14 protein-coding genes are annotated in these 15012 nt (G+C 63.0%); 6 read left to right on the forward strand and 8 right to left on the reverse strand.

The window, feature by feature from the left end:
* Positions 1–26: 26 nt before the first annotated feature.
* Positions 27–1946 carry a methyl-accepting chemotaxis protein gene (locus L6D64_RS05610; RefSeq protein WP_176507680.1) on the reverse strand — a complete coding sequence of 640 codons (1920 nt, stop codon included), beginning with the start codon at positions 1944–1946 and terminating at the stop codon, positions 27–29.
* 197 nt (positions 1947–2143) lie between these two features.
* Positions 2144–3034, reverse strand: a complete 891-nt coding sequence (gene ypfJ, locus L6D64_RS05615; protein ID WP_176507681.1) for a KPN_02809 family neutral zinc metallopeptidase — start codon at positions 3032–3034, stop codon at positions 2144–2146.
* A 188-nt stretch (positions 3035–3222) separates the two neighbouring features.
* Here ypfJ and pcaH point away from each other — a divergent pair, with 188 nt between their 5' ends.
* On the forward strand, positions 3223–3942 hold the full coding sequence (gene pcaH / locus L6D64_RS05620) for a protocatechuate 3,4-dioxygenase subunit beta (protein WP_054886879.1): 720 nt from the start codon (positions 3223–3225) through the stop codon (positions 3940–3942).
* A 10-nt stretch (positions 3943–3952) separates the two neighbouring features.
* A complete protein-coding gene (gene pcaG, locus L6D64_RS05625) occupies positions 3953–4558 on the forward strand; it encodes a protocatechuate 3,4-dioxygenase subunit alpha (protein ID WP_099815682.1) in 606 nt (201 codons plus the stop codon).
* 131 nt (positions 4559–4689) lie between these two features.
* On the opposite strand, the gene trmA is transcribed toward pcaG, so the two are convergent.
* The 3 genes from trmA to L6D64_RS05640 form a co-directional block, all read right to left on the reverse strand.
* Positions 4690–5775: a tRNA (uridine(54)-C5)-methyltransferase TrmA gene (trmA, locus tag L6D64_RS05630; RefSeq protein WP_176507682.1), complete on the reverse strand. Its 1086-nt coding sequence runs from the start codon at positions 5773–5775 to the stop codon at positions 4690–4692.
* The gene (locus L6D64_RS05635) at positions 5772–7067 is read right to left on the reverse strand and encodes an NCS2 family permease (RefSeq protein ID WP_176507683.1); all 1296 of its coding nucleotides are present in this window, start codon (positions 7065–7067) and stop codon (positions 5772–5774) included. Before L6D64_RS05635 ends, trmA begins: the two co-directional genes overlap by 4 nt.
* Before the next feature lie 280 nt (positions 7068–7347).
* Positions 7348–8568, reverse strand: a complete 1221-nt coding sequence (locus tag L6D64_RS05640) for an MFS transporter (protein WP_176507684.1) — start codon at positions 8566–8568, stop codon at positions 7348–7350.
* Positions 8569–8935: 367 nt separating this feature from the next.
* Between L6D64_RS05640 and L6D64_RS05645 the strand changes: the two genes are divergently transcribed.
* Genes L6D64_RS05645 through L6D64_RS05655 form a run of 3 tightly spaced genes read left to right on the forward strand, consistent with a single transcriptional unit; the run spans position 8936 to position 11548 of the window.
* A complete protein-coding gene (locus L6D64_RS05645) occupies positions 8936–10372 on the forward strand; it encodes a cytochrome ubiquinol oxidase subunit I (protein ID WP_054887139.1) in 1437 nt (478 codons plus the stop codon).
* Positions 10373–10375: 3 nt separating this feature from the next.
* On the forward strand, positions 10376–11383 hold the full coding sequence (cydB, locus tag L6D64_RS05650; RefSeq protein ID WP_176507685.1) for a cytochrome d ubiquinol oxidase subunit II: 1008 nt from the start codon (positions 10376–10378) through the stop codon (positions 11381–11383).
* Between the two features lie 9 nt (positions 11384–11392).
* Positions 11393–11548: a DUF2474 domain-containing protein gene (locus tag L6D64_RS05655; protein WP_176507686.1), complete on the forward strand. Its 156-nt coding sequence runs from the start codon at positions 11393–11395 to the stop codon at positions 11546–11548.
* A gap of 30 nt (positions 11549–11578) precedes the next feature.
* Here the strand turns inward: L6D64_RS05655 and L6D64_RS05660 are convergent, their stop codons facing one another.
* The gene (locus L6D64_RS05660; RefSeq protein WP_176507687.1) at positions 11579–12703 is read right to left on the reverse strand and encodes a methyltransferase; all 1125 of its coding nucleotides are present in this window, start codon (positions 12701–12703) and stop codon (positions 11579–11581) included.
* 93 nt (positions 12704–12796) lie between these two features.
* Positions 12797–13507 (reverse strand): autoinducer binding domain-containing protein, encoded by a 711-nt coding sequence (locus L6D64_RS05665; protein WP_176507688.1) that lies wholly within the window; start codon positions 13505–13507, stop codon positions 12797–12799.
* A 208-nt stretch (positions 13508–13715) separates the two neighbouring features.
* Between L6D64_RS05665 and L6D64_RS05670 the strand changes: the two genes are divergently transcribed.
* Positions 13716–14492: a ferredoxin--NADP reductase gene (locus L6D64_RS05670; protein WP_176507689.1), complete on the forward strand. Its 777-nt coding sequence runs from the start codon at positions 13716–13718 to the stop codon at positions 14490–14492.
* Positions 14493–14525: 33 nt separating this feature from the next.
* Here L6D64_RS05670 and mscL read toward each other — a convergent pair whose 3' ends face one another.
* Positions 14526–14945 (reverse strand): large-conductance mechanosensitive channel protein MscL, encoded by a 420-nt coding sequence (gene mscL / locus L6D64_RS05675; RefSeq protein WP_176507690.1) that lies wholly within the window; start codon positions 14943–14945, stop codon positions 14526–14528.
* Between the last annotated feature and the right edge of the window lie 67 nt (positions 14946–15012).

Raw genomic sequence — 15012 nt, forward strand, 5'->3', positions numbered from 1 at the left:
GTTTACCCGCGAAAGCGATCTTGAGATCAGACGCGGAACTGGCTGACCAGCATCTGCAGGTGACCACCCAGGCGCGCCAGCTCCACGCTGGACGCCGCCGTTTCATCACTGGCCGCCGCGGTCTGTTCCGACACATCGCGCACATTCAGGATGCTGCGGCTGATCTCTTCTGCCACCGCACTCTGCTGCTCGGCCGCCGCTGCGATCTGCTGGTTCATCGACTGGATGCTCGACACCGTGCTGGTGATGTTCTCCAGCGACGCACCGGCCTTGCGTGCCAGCTCGACACTGCTGTCGGTCAGCGAGCGGCTGCCCTGCATGGCATTGGCCACCTGCTGGGTGCCGTGCTGCAGGCTGGCCACCAACCCCTCGATCTCTTCGGTGGACTTTTGCGTGCGCTGGGCCAGGCCACGCACTTCGTCGGCGACCACGGCAAAACCACGGCCGGCTTCACCGGCTCGGGCCGCTTCGATCGCGGCGTTGAGCGCCAGCAGGTTGGTCTGCTCGGCCACCGACTTGATCACGTCCATCACGCTGCCGATCTTCTGGCTTTCCTGTTGCAGCAGGTTCATGGCCTCGGTGGAGCGGTGCACTTCTTCGGCCAGGCGTTCGATCTGGCTGATCGCCTCGCCGACCACGCGGTCACCGGCACGCGCTTCGTCATCGGCGCCGGTCGCGGCGTGAGAAGCCTGCTCGGCGTTGCGCGCCACTTCCTGAACGGTAGCGGCCATTTCATGCATGGCGGTGGCCACCTGGTCGGTTTCGACCTTCTGGCTGTTGGCACCGGCGCTGGTCTGTTCGGTCACCGCCGACAGCTCTTCGGCGGCGCTGGCGATCTGGGTGACGCCGTCACGGATGCCGCTGATCAGCTCGCGCAGGGTAGTGCCCATGCGTGCGATGCCTTGTTGCAGCACGCCGATTTCGTCGCGGCGGGTGACGCGCAGGTCGTGGGTCAGGTCGCCACCGGCGATGCGTTCCACCGCTTGCAGGGTATCGCGCAGCGGGCGGGTGATCTGGCGGGTGATGACCACGGCGGCAATCACGCCAGCCAGCAGGGCCAGCAGCGTGGCGATAGTCTGCAGGCTGCGGGCCTGGGTGCTTTCTGCGTCGCGACGCTCCAGCTGGATGTTGTACAGCGCGTCGCTGCGCTTGACGATATCGGCGCCTTGCACCGTCATCTCGGCGCGGGCAACGGTGATGTCGGCAACCGCATCGCGGAACTGGCGCACGGCATCGCGGTAGGCCTGCACCGATTGCTCGAACTGCTGGACACGGGCGGCTTCAGCTGGCAACTGGCGCTTGAGGTTGTCGATATCGGCCAGCGCACCTTCCAGCTGGCGCAGGGCGGTCTGCTCGTTGGCGGCACTGTTGTCGGCAATGTAACCGCGCACGTCGATACGCACCTGCAGCAGTTGCTGGCGCGCCTTGCTGATCAGTTGGTACTGGGCCAGGCGCACACTGTCGGGCTCGGGGCGGGACATGACGTCCTGGCTGAGGACTTCCATGGCCTCATCGGCCCTGGCCGCCGACACGTTCATTGCATCACGGGCGGCCAGCGAACTCTTGTAGCCGGCGCGCATCTTGTTCAGCGATACCTTGTACTCGCTGATGGTCTGCCCCAGCTCCTTGAGCAGCACGACGTTGGCCGGGCTGGTGAAGGTGGTGACCAGGTATTGCTGCTGCTTGCTGAAGGCGTCGAGCTTGGCCTGGGTGTTGGCAGCGGCGGCGTCATCGCCATTGGCGATCATGTACTGCAGACGCGCGATGCGCAGGTCGGTCAGATCCTTGTTGAGCTGACCGATGTCACCCATCCAGTTGCTGCGGTCAATCAGGCTGCCCAGGCTGGTCCAGCCGGTCAGGGCCAGCAGGCCGGTTAGAACCAGCACCAGGCCGAAGCCCAGGCCGAGTTTGAGGTTGACGCTGATATTGGCGAACCAGCTGTTCATGCACGCTCTCCAGAAAATTCATTCGCTCACTGATCATCGATCGCAGGGCGTTGTTGTTCTGGGGGCCCGCTGATTCGTGCAGGTGTTATCGGCAGGTCGAAGGTAAAGCTGAATCGCTTTTGCAGTTGATTTGTAACTAAGCGAAAACTCGCGGGAGCGGGCACGCCCGCGAAGGGCCGCAAAGCGGCCCGAAGGTCTCAAAGGCTGCGCGCACCGAAGGTATCGCAGCTGTTCACGTTGCCTTGGGCAAACCCGGCCTTGAACCAGCGCACCCGCTGCGCCGAGGTGCCATGGGTGAAGGAGTCGGGCACCACGCGCCCCTGACCTTGCTGTTGCAGCCGGTCATCACCAATGGCATTGGCGGCATTCAGCGCCTCTTCAACATCACCCGGCTCCAGCCAGTTCAACCGCTTCTGCGCCTGATACGCCCAAACGCCGGCCAGGCAGTCGGCCTGCAGTTCCTGGCGCACCAGCAGGCCATTGTCGCCTTCCAGGCGCTGGCCACTGCGCCGCGCGGCATCGACCTTGGCCGACACACCGAGCAGGGTCTGCACGTGGTGGCCGATCTCGTGGGCGATCACGTAGGCCTGGGCGAAGTCGCCGGCCGCAGCGAAGCGGGTTTCCATTTCGCGGAAGAACGACATGTCCAGGTAGACCCGCTGATCCGCCGGGCAGTAGAACGGCCCGACCGCCGCAGACGCAAAACCGCAGGCCGAATTGACCTGGCCGCTGAACAACACCAGCTTGGGATCACGGTACTGCTTGCCCGCTTGGGCGAACAGGGCCTTCCAGGTGTCTTCCGTATCGCCCAGGACCGAGGCGACGAACTGCGCCTGTTCGTCGTTGGCCGGCGGTGCCTTGCCGCCAGCGCCACTGGGGGCTGCCTGCTGTTGCTGTTGTTCCATCTGCCCGGCGAGCTGGCCAAGAATCTGCAGCGGGTCCTGGCCGGTCAGCCAGCCGATGCCGACAATCAGCAGCACAGCGCCAAGCCCCAGCCCCTTGCCGCCGCCAAAGCGCATGCCGCCGCCGCCACCTTCGCCGCGAGCATCGACCACATTGTCGCTGCGCCGGCCTTTTCGCCATTCCATGAGGAACTCTCCAGAGCGTGAAACATGAGGTTAAAGATTAGATCACCACAGCCAAAGCCACTAATACATAACCTTTTGGTTATGTAATTGACCGGTGATTTCATTATCCATCCCTCGCTACCTGCCTGAAACTGCAAGTCCGCCTGCCGTGTACAGGCGTTTTCATAATTCCAAGAGAGGAATCCGGCATGCCTGCCCAGGACAACAGCCGCTTCGTGATCCGTGATCGCAACTGGCATCCCAAGGCCCTGACGCCCGACTACAAGACTTCCGTTGCCCGCTCGCCGCGCCAGGCACTGGTCAGCATCCCACAGTCGATCAGCGAAACCACCGGCCCGGACTTTTCCCACCTGGGCTTCGGTGCCCACGACCATGACCTGCTGCTGAACTTCAACAACGGTGGCCTGCCGATCGGCGAGCGCATCATCGTTGCCGGCCGCGTCGTCGACCAGTACGGCAAGCCTGTGCCGAACACCCTGGTGGAGATGTGGCAAGCCAATGCCGGCGGCCGCTATCGCCACAAGAACGACCGTTACCTGGCGCCGCTGGACCCTAACTTCGGTGGCGTCGGCCGTTGCCTGACCGACCGCGACGGCTACTACAGCTTCCGCACCATCAAGCCGGGCCCGTACCCTTGGCGCAACGGGCCGAATGACTGGCGCCCGGCGCACATCCATTTCGGCATCAGCGGCCCGTCGATCGCCACCAAGCTGATCACCCAGCTGTATTTCGAAGGTGATCCGCTGATCCCGATGTGCCCGATCGTCAAGTCGATCGCCAACCCTGAAGCCGTCCAGCAGTTGATTGCCAAGCTCGACATGAGCAACGCCAACCCGATGGACTGCCTGGCGTACCGCTTCGATATCGTGCTGCGTGGCCAGCGCAAGACCCACTTCGAAAACTGCTGAGGACCCCGCCATGCCAATCGAACTGCTGCCGGAAACCCCATCGCAGACTGCCGGCCCCTACGTGCACATCGGCCTGGCCCTGGAAGCGGCCGGCAACCCGACCCGCGACCAGGAAATCTGGAACCGCCTGGCCAAGCCGGACGCCCCGGGCGAGCACATCGTGCTGATCGGCCATGTGTATGACGGCAACGGCCACCTGGTGCGTGATTCGTTCCTGGAACTGTGGCAGGCCGACGCCAACGGTCAGTATCAGGATGCCTATAACCTGGAAAACGCCTTCAACAGCTTCGGCCGCACCGCCACCACCTTCGATGCCGGTGAATGGACCGTGCATACGGTCAAGCCGGGTGTGGTGAACAATGCTGCAGGCGTGCCAATGGCGCCGCATATCAACATCAGCCTGTTCGCCCGGGGGATCAACATCCATCTGCACACGCGGCTGTATTTCGACGACGAGGCCGAGGCCAATGCCAAGTGCCCGGTGCTCAACCTGATCGAGCAGCCGCAACGTCGTGAGACCTTGATTGCCAAGCGTTGCGAGGTAGACGGGAAAACGGCCTATCGCTTCGATATCCGTATTCAGGGGGAAGGGGAGACGGTCTTCTTCGACTTCTGAGAGAATGCCGGGGCTGCTTCGCAGCCCTTTCGCGACACAAGGCCGCTCCCCCAAAGACCTGCGTACGCCGATCACTGTGGGAGCGGCCTTGTGTCGCGAAAGGGCCGCAAAGCGGCCCCGGCAATCTGAAGTCAGCGCCGAACCAGCAGGACGCCACTTTCCATGTGGTGCGTATACGGGAACTGGTCGAACAACGCACAACGCTCGATGCGGTGCGTGTCGTGCAACTGGGCAATGTTCGCCGCCAGGGTCTCGGGGTTGCACGAGATGTACAGGATTCGCTCGAAACGCCGGGTCAGCTCGCAAGTGTCCGGGTCCATCCCTGCACGGGGCGGGTCGACGAACACGGTGCCGAACTCATAGCTTTTCAGGTCGATCCCTTCCAGCCGGCGGAACGGCCGTACTTCGTTCAGTGCCTGGGTCAGCTCTTCCGCCGACAGGCGCACCAGCCGCACGTTATCCACAGCGTTTTCATCGAGGTTGCTCAGCGCGGCATTGACCGAGGTCTTGCTGATCTCGGTAGCCAGCACCTGGCGCACGCGGGTGGCCAGCGGCAGGGTAAAGTTGCCGTTGCCGCAATACAGCTCCAGCAAGTCGTCTTCACGCTCGCCGATGGCTTCGAACGCCCAGCTCAGCATCTTCTGGTTCACCGCGCCGTTGGGCTGGGTGAACGCGCCTTCCGGCTGGCGGTAGCTGAAGACGCGACCGGCGACATCGAGCTTTTCCACCGCATAGTCGCGGCCAATCACCAGGCGTTTGCCCTTCGAACGGCCGATCACGCTCACGCCGAGGTCTTCGGCCAGTTGCCGTGCAGCCACTTCCCAGGCCTCGTCCAGCGGGCGGTGGTAGCACATCGTGACCATGGCATCGCCGGCGAGGGTAGTGAGAAATTCCACCTGAAACAGGCGGTTGCCCAGTGCCTCGCTGGCCTGCCAGGCGGCCTTCAGGCGCGGCATCAGCTCATTGATGCGCTGGCTGGCGATGGGGAAATCGTCGATCAGGATCGCCTTGTGCTTGTCGCCCGGGGCAAACATCGCGTAGTGGCGCTGGCCATCCTCGCGCCACAGGCGGAACTCGGCGCGCAGGCGGTAGTGCTCGCGCGGTGAGTCGAAAACGGCCGGTTCCGGCGCGCCGAAGGGCGCCAGCAGCGCGCGCAGGCGGGCGACCTTGCCCTCCAGTTGGGTGTCGTAGGCGGAAGGATCGAAGACAGCACTCATGCGTTGAACCAGCCCAGCTTGATGACGAACAGGATGGAAAGGATCACCAAGGCCGGGTTCAGGTCGCGGTGGCGCCCGGAGATCAGCTTGACGGCGGTCCAGGAAATGAAACCGAAGGCGATGCCGTTGGCGATCGAGTAGGTCAGTGGCATGGCCAGGGCGGTCACGACCACGGGAGCGGCCTCGGTGATGTCGTCCCAATTGATTTCTGCCAGGCCCGAGGCCATCAGCACGGCGACGAACAACAGCGCCGGAGCCGTGGCGAAGGCCGGTACGCTGCCGGCCAGCGGCGCGAAGAACAGCGCCAGCAGGAACAGGATGGCGACGACGATGGCTGTCAGGCCGGTGCGGCCTCCGGCGCTTACGCCAGCGGCGGATTCGATGTAGCTGGTAGTGGTCGAGGTCCCCAGCAGGGAGCCTGCCATGGCGGCGGTGCTGTCGGCGATCAGGGCACGGCCCATCTTTGGCATGTGGCCGTCCTTGCCCATCAGGCCGGCGCGCTTGGCCACACCGATCAGCGTGCCCGAGTTGTCGAACAGGTCGACGAACAGGAAGGCGAAGATCACGCTGACCAGGCCCACGTCGAGGGCGCCTTTGATGTCCAGCTGGAGGAAGGTCGGTGCCAGCGATGGCGGCATCGAGATCACGCCACCGAACGGTGTCACCCCCATCAGGATCGAAGCGATGGTCACGGCCAGGATGCCGATCAGCACTGCGCCACGAACCTTCAGCGACTCGAGGCCGACGATCAGGAAGAAACCCAGGGTAGCGAGGATAGGCGCTGGCTGCTTGAGGTCGCCCAGGCCAACCAGGGTCGCTGGGTTATCGACGACGATGCCGGCATTATGCAGGGCGATGAACGCCAGGAACAGGCCGATGCCTGCTGCAATCGCCGAACGCAAGGGCAGTGGAATGCTGTTGACGATCCATTCGCGGATACGGAAGATCGACAGCAGGAAGAACATCACCGCCGAGAGGAACACCGCGCCCAATGCCACCTGCCAGGTATGGCCCATGTGCAGGACCACCGTGTAGGTGAAGAACGCGTTCAGGCCCATGCCCGGCGCCAGGGCAATCGGGTAGTTGGCAATCAGGCCCATGGTGGTCGAGCCGATGGCGGCCGCCAGGCAGGTGGCGACGAAGATCGCGCCCTTGTCCATGCCGGTCTCGCCGAGGATGCTCGGGTTGACGAACAGGATGTAGGCCATGGCCAGGAAGGTCGTGACGCCCGCAAGAATCTCGGTGCGCACATTGGTGTCGTGTGCTTTTAGTTGAAACAGCCTTTCCAGCATGCCCGCTCCCCAGGGCGCCCTCGCGCCGTGAATGTATCGACCCCATCAGCAAAGCACAGACCGAAGCCGATGCCGTGGTTTTGTGTGGGGAGGAAAAAAGCCGCGCATCATACCAGCATGCTCGGCAGGGGCCTATGGCCGTTGGGGAATGGGTGCTTTTTAGCCTGTACTGGCCTCTTCGCGGGTAAACCCGCTCCCACAGGTACGGCGCTGTGCTCGCAACCAGTGGTATCCCAGTGGGAGCGGGTTTACCCGCGAAGAGGCCAGTGCAGGAGAGCGATCATCCGTTGTGCAACCGATCACGCTTGGCCAGGGTGGGGAACAGTTTTATCCACACGCCGGTCACCACCAGGGTACCGACCCCGCCGAGCACCACCGCCGGCACCGTGCCAAACCAGTGCGCGGTGACCCCGGACTCGAACTCGCCCAGCTGGTTCGAAGCGCCGATGAACAACCCGTTAACCGCGCTCACCCGGCCGCGCATCTCGTCTGGCGTCTCCAGTTGCACGAAGGCGCCGCGGATCACCATGCTGATCATGTCCGCCGCGCCCAGCACCACCAGCACCGCCAGCGAGAACCAGAACGAGGTCGAGAGGCCGAACGCGATGGTGGCCACGCCGAACAGCCCGACGGCAGTGAACATGGTGCGCCCGACCTTGCGCTCGACCGGGAACCGCGCCAGCCAAAGCGACATCAATAGAGCCCCGACTGCAGGTGCGGAACGCAGCAGGCCCAGGCCCCATGGGCCGGTGAGCAGGATGTCCCTGGCAAATACCGGCAGCAGTGCGGTGGCGCCGCCCAGCAGCACGGCGAACAGGTCCAGCGAAATGGCCCCGAGAATGTCCGGCCGGCTGCGGATGAAGCGGATCCCGGCCATCAGCGATTCAATGCTGGCGCGGCCGCGCTGGGGCACTTGCTGGCGCGAGTCGAGGCTGAGCATGAGCAGGCAGGCGATGGCATACAGGGCAACGGTCGGACCGTACACCCAGATGCTGCCGAACGCGTACAGGAAGCCGCCCACGGCCGGAGCGACGATGGTAGCCGCCTGGGTTGCCGAGGCGGAGGCGGCTACTGCTCGCGGGAACAGCCCTGGCGGCACGACGTTGGGTAGCAGCGCCTGGGTCGCCGGCATCTCAAACGAGCGGGTGGCACCGAGCAGGAAGGCCAGGGCGAAGATCAGTTCGCGGCTGACATTGTCGGTGGCACTGCCCACGGCCAGCGCCAGGGCGATAAGCCCCTGCAAGGTCTGGCACAGCGCCGCCACCTTGCGCCGGTCATAGCGGTCGGCGACATGCCCGGTATGCAGCATGAACAGCACCCGGGGCGCGAATTCGACCAGGCCGACCAGGCCCAGGTCGAGCACATTGCCGGTCAGCTGGTAGAGGTGCCAGCCAATGGCCACGGTGAGCATCTGGAAGCCACTGGCGGTGAACACCCGGGCCAGCCAGAAGGCGACGAAAGGGCGGTGATGACGCAACAACTGCGGTGCGGAATCGGACATCGGGAACCTGTTGGCCTCGGCGCAGTAGAGGGGCTCGCAGCGTATCATCTGTTTGTAACAACCGGTTACTGTTTGCCGTGATCGGCACTTTTCCATGCCCCGTGGAAGGGGGTGGGGCAACCGGTCACGCGGCAAACAACCGCACGGCCCGGCGGGCCATTCGGGACTATGCTTTCTAGCAGTCGTTGATCTGGATCAATCGTTGCTTTTGCAACAGATGGGCAACGAACGGGCAACGAATTGGCCTTCGGGCCGGAATCCCTGCGATCGAACAGAACAATTCCAAGATGCCGCACTCGACTACCGTGGGGGCAGTGGGCGACGGGGCCACAAGCCCAGACGCCGGATTATCTGAAGAGGAAGCACCATGTTCGGAATAGAGGCCTTAGAGCTCGCCCGAATGCAGTTTGCCTTTACCGTGTCGTTCCACATCCTGTTCCCTGCCATCACCATTGGCCTGGCGAGCTACCTGGCGGTTCTCGAAGGCCTCTGGCTACGGACCGACAAGCAGGTCTACCGTGATCTCTATCACTTCTGGTCGAAGATCTTCGCCGTCAACTTCGGCATGGGCGTGGTCTCCGGGTTGGTCATGGCCTACCAGTTCGGCACCAACTGGAGCCGCTTCTCGGAATTCGCAGGTTCAGTCACCGGCCCCTTGCTGACGTATGAAGTGCTGACGGCATTCTTCCTCGAGGCGGGCTTCCTCGGCGTCATGCTGTTCGGCTGGAACCGTGTCGGGCGTGGCTTGCATTTCTTTTCCACGTGCATGGTGGCGCTGGGCACGCTGGTGTCGACCTTCTGGATCCTTGCCTCGAACAGCTGGATGCACACCCCGCAGGGCCACGCGATCGTCGATGGCAGGGTTGTGCCGATGGACTGGTTCGCGATTGTCTTCAACCCATCATTCCCCTTCCGCCTGATGCACATGGCCACTGCTGCTTTCGTCGCCACGGCCTTTTTCGTCGGTGCCTCGGCGGCCTGGCACTTGCTGCGCGGGCGGGACAACCCTGCCGTGCGCAAGATGCTGTCGATGGCCATGTGGATGGCCCTGATCGTCGCGCCGGTGCAGGCGGTGATCGGCGACTTCCATGGCCTGAACACGCTGAAGCATCAGCCGGTCAAGATTGCAGCCATCGAGGGCCACTGGGAAAACCAACCGGGTGAGCCGACCCCGCTGATCCTGTTCGGCATTCCCGACATGAAAGCCGAAACCACCCATTTCAAGATCGAGATCCCGGTGCTCGGCAGCCTGATTCTCACCCATAGCCTGGACAAGCAAGTCCCTGCCATGAAGGAATTCCCTGCCGAGGACAGGCCCAATTCGACCATTATCTTCTGGTCGTTCAGGGTCATGGTCGCCATGGGCCTGTTGATGATTGCCGCAGGGCTTTGGAGCCTGCTGTTGCGCAGGGGGGGCAAGCTCTACAGCTCACGCCCGTTCCTGCATTTCGTGATGTGGATGGGGCCCTCCGGACTGCTGGCCATCCTGGCAGGCTGGATCACCACTGAGGTGGGGCGCCAGCCGTGGGTGGTCTACGGCCTGATGCGCACTGCCGACGGTGTTTCCAACCACAGCTACGCCCAGCTCGGGTTTACCTTGATCGCGTTCGTGGTGGTGTATTTCGCGCTGTTCGGTACAGGCTTCGCCTACATGATGCGTCTGGTCCGCAAAGGGCCTCATACCGGCGAAGGCGATGATCAGCGTCCGGGTGGCCCAGGCCAGAAACGTACCCCGGCACGGCCGTTGTCGGCCGCCGACGAGGGCAGCGATGCCGTCTCCGCCAACCTGAGCAAGGGGAACTGAGCCATGGGTATCGACCTTTCGCTGATCTGGGCCGTGATCATCATCTTTGGCGTCATGATGTACGTGGTGATGGACGGCTTCGATCTGGGGATCGGCATGCTTTTCCCCTTCGTCAAGGGCGAGCGTGACCGTGATGTGATGATGAATACCGTTGCCCCGGTGTGGGACGGCAACGAAACCTGGCTGGTGCTCGGCGGTGCCGGTCTGTTCGGGGCGTTCCCGATGGCCTATGCGGTGGTGCTCGAGGCGCTGTACTTGCCACTGATCCTGATGCTGATCGGCTTGATCTTCCGCGGAGTGGCGTTCGAGTTTCGCTTCAAGGCGACGGCCGAGAAGCGCCATATCTGGGACAAGGCGTTCATCGGCGGCTCGCTGGTCGCGACGTTCTTCCAGGGCGTGGCCTTGGGGGCCTTCCTGGAAGGGTTCAAGGTGGTCGACCGGCATTTCGCCGGTGGTACCCTCGACTGGCTGACACCGTTCAGCCTGTTCTGCGGCCTTGGCTTGATCGTCGCCTACACCCTGCTGGGCTGCACCTGGCTGATCATGAAGACCGAGGGCGATCTGCAAACGCGCATGCACGACCTCGCACGGCCTTTGGCGCTGGTGCTGCTGGCGGTGATCGGCATCGTCAGCCTGTGGACCCCGATCGCGTATCCACAGATTGCCGAGCGCTGGTTCAGCGTGCCCAACCTGTTCTGGTTCATGCCGGTGCCGTTGCTGGTGCTGGTGACCTTCTACGGCCTGCTCAAGGCGGTGGCGCGCAATGCGCACTACACGCCATTCCTGCTGACCCTGGTGCTGATCTTCCTGGGTTACAGCGGGCTGGGCATCAGCCTGTGGCCGAACATCATCCCACCGTCGATCTCGATCTGGGACGCCGCCGCGCCACCGCAGAGCCAAGGTTTCATGCTGGTGGGCACGCTGTTCATCCTGCCGTTCATCCTCATGTATACCTTCTGGAGCTACTACGTGTTCCGCGGCAAGGTGACCCATGAAGACGGCTATCACTAGGAGGGCCACATGATGAACGGTAAACATGGCCTGGAAGACAAGAAACCGCTGTGGCAGCGGCTGGGCTGGCTGGTGCTGATCTGGGCGATGAGCGTGGCTGCGCTGGGCGTGGCCGCCTGGGTGATGCGGCTGTTCATGGGGGCCGCAGGCCTGACCACCCATTGAGTGCAGGGGGCGCGCCAGGCGCCCCTGCTTTTATTTACGCGCCTTGAGGACCACGAACTTCGGTGTTGCAGCAACTTGCTCGACGCCACGGAACAACCGCGCCAGCTTGCTGTGATAGCCCAGATGGCGGTTGCCGACGATGTACAGCGCGCCCCCGACCACCAGCGCCTCGCGCGCCTGCTGGAACATGCGCCAGGCGAGGAAGTCACCGACCACCTGCTGCTGGTGGAAGGGTGGGTTGCACAGCACGACATCCAGCGATTGTTTTTCAACGCCCGCCAGGCCGTCCCCCGGCATGACCGTGACTGGCCGTTCACCCAAAGCCGCCTGCCAGTTCTCCAGCGCCGACTGCACTGCCATGTACGACTCATCGACCAGGGTGTACTGCGCATCAGGGTTTGCCAGTGCGCTGGCAATCGCCAGCACGCCGTTACCGCAGCCCAGGTCGGCTACGCGGGCGTTGCCCAGGCCACGGGGCAGGTGGGGCAGGAAGGCGCGGGTGCCGATGTCCAGGCCCTCGCGGCAGAACACATTGGCATGGTTGAGCAGTTCCAGTGCCGGGTTGTCGAGCGTGTAGCGGGTCGGGTAGGGCGACCTCGCGGCCGGACGCCCGGCGACCGTGGCGGTCAACAGGCGCGCCTTTTTCTGCGCCAGCGAAGCCTGTACCGGGCCGATGTACTTTTCCAACAGGTCACCGGCCGCCCGCGGCAGGTGCTTGATCATGGCTCCGGCAATCACCTGGGCGCCGGGTGCCAGGTGGCCTTGCAGGCGGATCAGTTGCTCTTCAAGCAGTGCGAGGGTTTTCGGCACGCGCACCAGTACGCGGTCGAACGGGCCTTGCCAGTGCTCGCTGGCCGGTACGAAGGGCACGCTGTCGAACGCCTTGCCATTGCGCGACAGGTTTTTCTCCAAGGCCATGTGCGCCAGGTGCGAGTCGCCGCTGCTGATCACCTGCAGATGGTCCACCAGGCTGGCCGCCAGGGCGCCGAAGCTGTCGTTGAGCACCAGTACCCGGCTGCCAGCGTCCAGGCCTTGGGCATGCAACTGCTCGAGCAGATATTCATCAGCGGCATCGAAGGCCTGCAACGGGTCGTTGGCCTGGTCCGGCTGGCGGATCAGGTCGAGTTCGGCGAAGGGGGTGGTCAACAGGGGCATGGCGTCTGGCTCGGGTACGGATCTGCCCACGGCGGTTCGCCACGAGCTTCGGTACGCGATTCTACAGGGCTTTGCACAAGGCCGCAGGCCTGGCTACTGATCGAACAGGCCGCGCATCATGGCGATGGCGATGGCACCGGCCTTGTTAGCGGCGTTGGTCTTGGTGATGACGCTGCGGATGTGAAAATTCACCGTACTCTGCGACAGCGACAGGATGCAGGCCACGTCCGCTGCAGTCTTGCCGGCGGCCGACCATTTCAGCACTTCGATTTCGCGCTCGCTCATTTTCATGGGGGTGCTGAGCTGAGCCAGGTGATGCTCGCTGACGATAGCGTGCAAGGTGTGGCACAGCCACTGCACCTTGCCGGCCTTGTCATACAATTCGGCGATATCTATCGCTTTGCTCGGCCTGCACACGCTGACCTGGCTCTCGTTGTGCTGAAGGTCGTGCAGCGACTGCGTCCAGCCATGGCGCAGGCCATGTGCGCAGGCTTGTTCACGGTATTCGGGTGTTTCCTTGTACAGCTCATCGGTCCACAATACCGGCATGGTCGAGCTGTGGCTGCGGGTTGCCGCAGCGTCCTGCTTGTAGAATTCATCGCGCTGGTAGCGCTCGATCCACGCCTCGGGGTAATTGCTGTAGAGATACTGCCTGGGCGATTGTGCAGCCAGCTGGATGCGAAGCTTCAATCCCAGAAACGCCATATCCAGGTCTTGCGCCAGGTGCACGGCAAGGTCGAACACCTTCTGTGGCGTGCTCTCGCTGATCAGTTGATGGAGATGCTCATGATTCCATTGAAGCATCTGTCTCACTCCCTCGGCGAATGCCGTTCCGTTTGCATGCCGGAATGATTGTAGGAAAAGCCTGACCGTTATGTTGGGATTTTTTGTTATAGAAGCGGCATTTTTCATGTAACCGGCCACGATCTTCCGGCTGTGCCCTTACATTCCGGCGGTTTTTATCAAGGCCGCTTTGCGCGACACTGGGCGCACGCCTTACACGGAGCCCGACATGACCGCCAGTGCCGAGAAATTTACCCGCCAGACCCTGCTCGACGTCCAGCCGCTGACGCCGAACCTGTTCAGCCTGAGGGTTACACGCGATCCTGGGTTTCGCTTCCGCGCTGGCCAGTTTGCCCGGCTGGGCGTAACCAAGGCCGATGGCAGCGTGGTCTGGCGTGCCTATTCGATGGTCAGTGCCCCCCATGACGAATACCTCGACTTCTTTTCAATCGTGGTGCCGGGTGGCGAATTCACCAGCGAACTGAGCCGCCTGGGCCAGGGCGATACCTTGTTGATCGACCGTCAGGCGTTCGGCTTCCTGACCCTTGATCGCTTCGTCGGTGGCCGAGACCTGTGGTTGCTGGCGACCGGCACCGGCATCGCGCCGTTCATGTCGATCCTGCAGGACTTCGAAGCCTGGGAACGCTTCGACAACATCAAGCTGGTGTATTCGGTGCGCGAGGCGAAAGAGCTGGCCTATGTAGACGACATCGCCGGGCTGGAGCAGCGTGATTACCTGGCCGAATTCGAAGGCAAGCTGCAGTTCATTCCGGTGGTGACCCGTGAGCAGCACCCAGGGGCATTGAATGCGCGCATCACCACGCTGATCGAAAATGGCGAGCTGGAAAAGGCGGCGGGGCTTGAGCTGTCGCCCGAGCATTCGCGGATAATGCTGTGCGGCAACCCGGACATGATCGACGAGACACGCAAGGTGCTCAAGGCGCGTGAGCTGCAACTGAGCCTGAGCAAGCGGCCGGGGCAGGTGGCGGTGGAGAACTACTGGTAATGCAAAGGGGCCGCAAATGCGGCCCCAGCTGTTTCACGGCAACCGGTTCTGGTTCTGTGCCTTGAGCAGGTCGCGAATCTCGGTCAGCAAGGTTTCCTGCGGCGTCGGTACCGGCGGGGCGCTTGGTGCCGCAGCTTCTTCTCGCTTGAGCTTGTTGATCGCCTTCACTCCCATGAAGATGGCGAAGGCGACAATGATGAAGTCGATAACGGTCTGGATGAACTTGCCATACGCCAGCACCACCGCCGGCACATCCCCTTGGGCAGCCTTCAGGGTGATTGCCAGGTCGCTGAAGTCGACGCCGCCGATCAGCAGCCCCAGTGGTGGCATGACCACGTCCCCGACGAACGAGGAGACGATCTTGCCGAAGGCCGCGCCGATGATGATACCGACCGCCATGTCGACGACATTACCTTTGACCGCGAAGGCCTTGAACTCACTGAGCATGCCCATGTTTGATTCCTTGTAACAAATGGTGAGGTTAACGCAGTGTAAGCCACTTGAACGCTTCATGCGTTGG

This window comes from Pseudomonas urethralis, from assembly GCF_021602465.1.
Classification (GTDB): Bacteria; Pseudomonadota; Gammaproteobacteria; order Pseudomonadales; family Pseudomonadaceae; genus Aquipseudomonas; species Aquipseudomonas vlassakiae.

Coding starts and splice junctions, on each gene's coding strand:
- L6D64_RS05610 (WP_176507680.1), bottom strand. CDS start 1,946: ATGAACAGCTGGTTCGCCAATATCAGCGTCAACCTCAAACTCGGCCTG.
- ypfJ (WP_176507681.1), bottom strand. CDS start 3,034: ATGGAATGGCGAAAAGGCCGGCGCAGCGACAATGTGGTCGATGCTCGC.
- pcaH (WP_054886879.1), top strand. CDS start 3,223: ATGCCTGCCCAGGACAACAGCCGCTTCGTGATCCGTGATCGCAACTGG.
- pcaG (WP_099815682.1), top strand. CDS start 3,953: ATGCCAATCGAACTGCTGCCGGAAACCCCATCGCAGACTGCCGGCCCC.
- trmA (WP_176507682.1), bottom strand. CDS start 5,775: ATGAGTGCTGTCTTCGATCCTTCCGCCTACGACACCCAACTGGAGGGC.
- L6D64_RS05635 (WP_176507683.1), bottom strand. CDS start 7,067: ATGCTGGAAAGGCTGTTTCAACTAAAAGCACACGACACCAATGTGCGC.
- L6D64_RS05640 (WP_176507684.1), bottom strand. CDS start 8,568: ATGTCCGATTCCGCACCGCAGTTGTTGCGTCATCACCGCCCTTTCGTC.
- L6D64_RS05645 (WP_054887139.1), top strand. CDS start 8,936: ATGTTCGGAATAGAGGCCTTAGAGCTCGCCCGAATGCAGTTTGCCTTT.
- cydB (WP_176507685.1), top strand. CDS start 10,376: ATGGGTATCGACCTTTCGCTGATCTGGGCCGTGATCATCATCTTTGGC.
- L6D64_RS05655 (WP_176507686.1), top strand. CDS start 11,393: ATGATGAACGGTAAACATGGCCTGGAAGACAAGAAACCGCTGTGGCAG.
- L6D64_RS05660 (WP_176507687.1), bottom strand. CDS start 12,703: ATGCCCCTGTTGACCACCCCCTTCGCCGAACTCGACCTGATCCGCCAG.
- L6D64_RS05665 (WP_176507688.1), bottom strand. CDS start 13,507: ATGCTTCAATGGAATCATGAGCATCTCCATCAACTGATCAGCGAGAGC.
- L6D64_RS05670 (WP_176507689.1), top strand. CDS start 13,716: ATGACCGCCAGTGCCGAGAAATTTACCCGCCAGACCCTGCTCGACGTC.
- mscL (WP_176507690.1), bottom strand. CDS start 14,945: ATGGGCATGCTCAGTGAGTTCAAGGCCTTCGCGGTCAAAGGTAATGTC.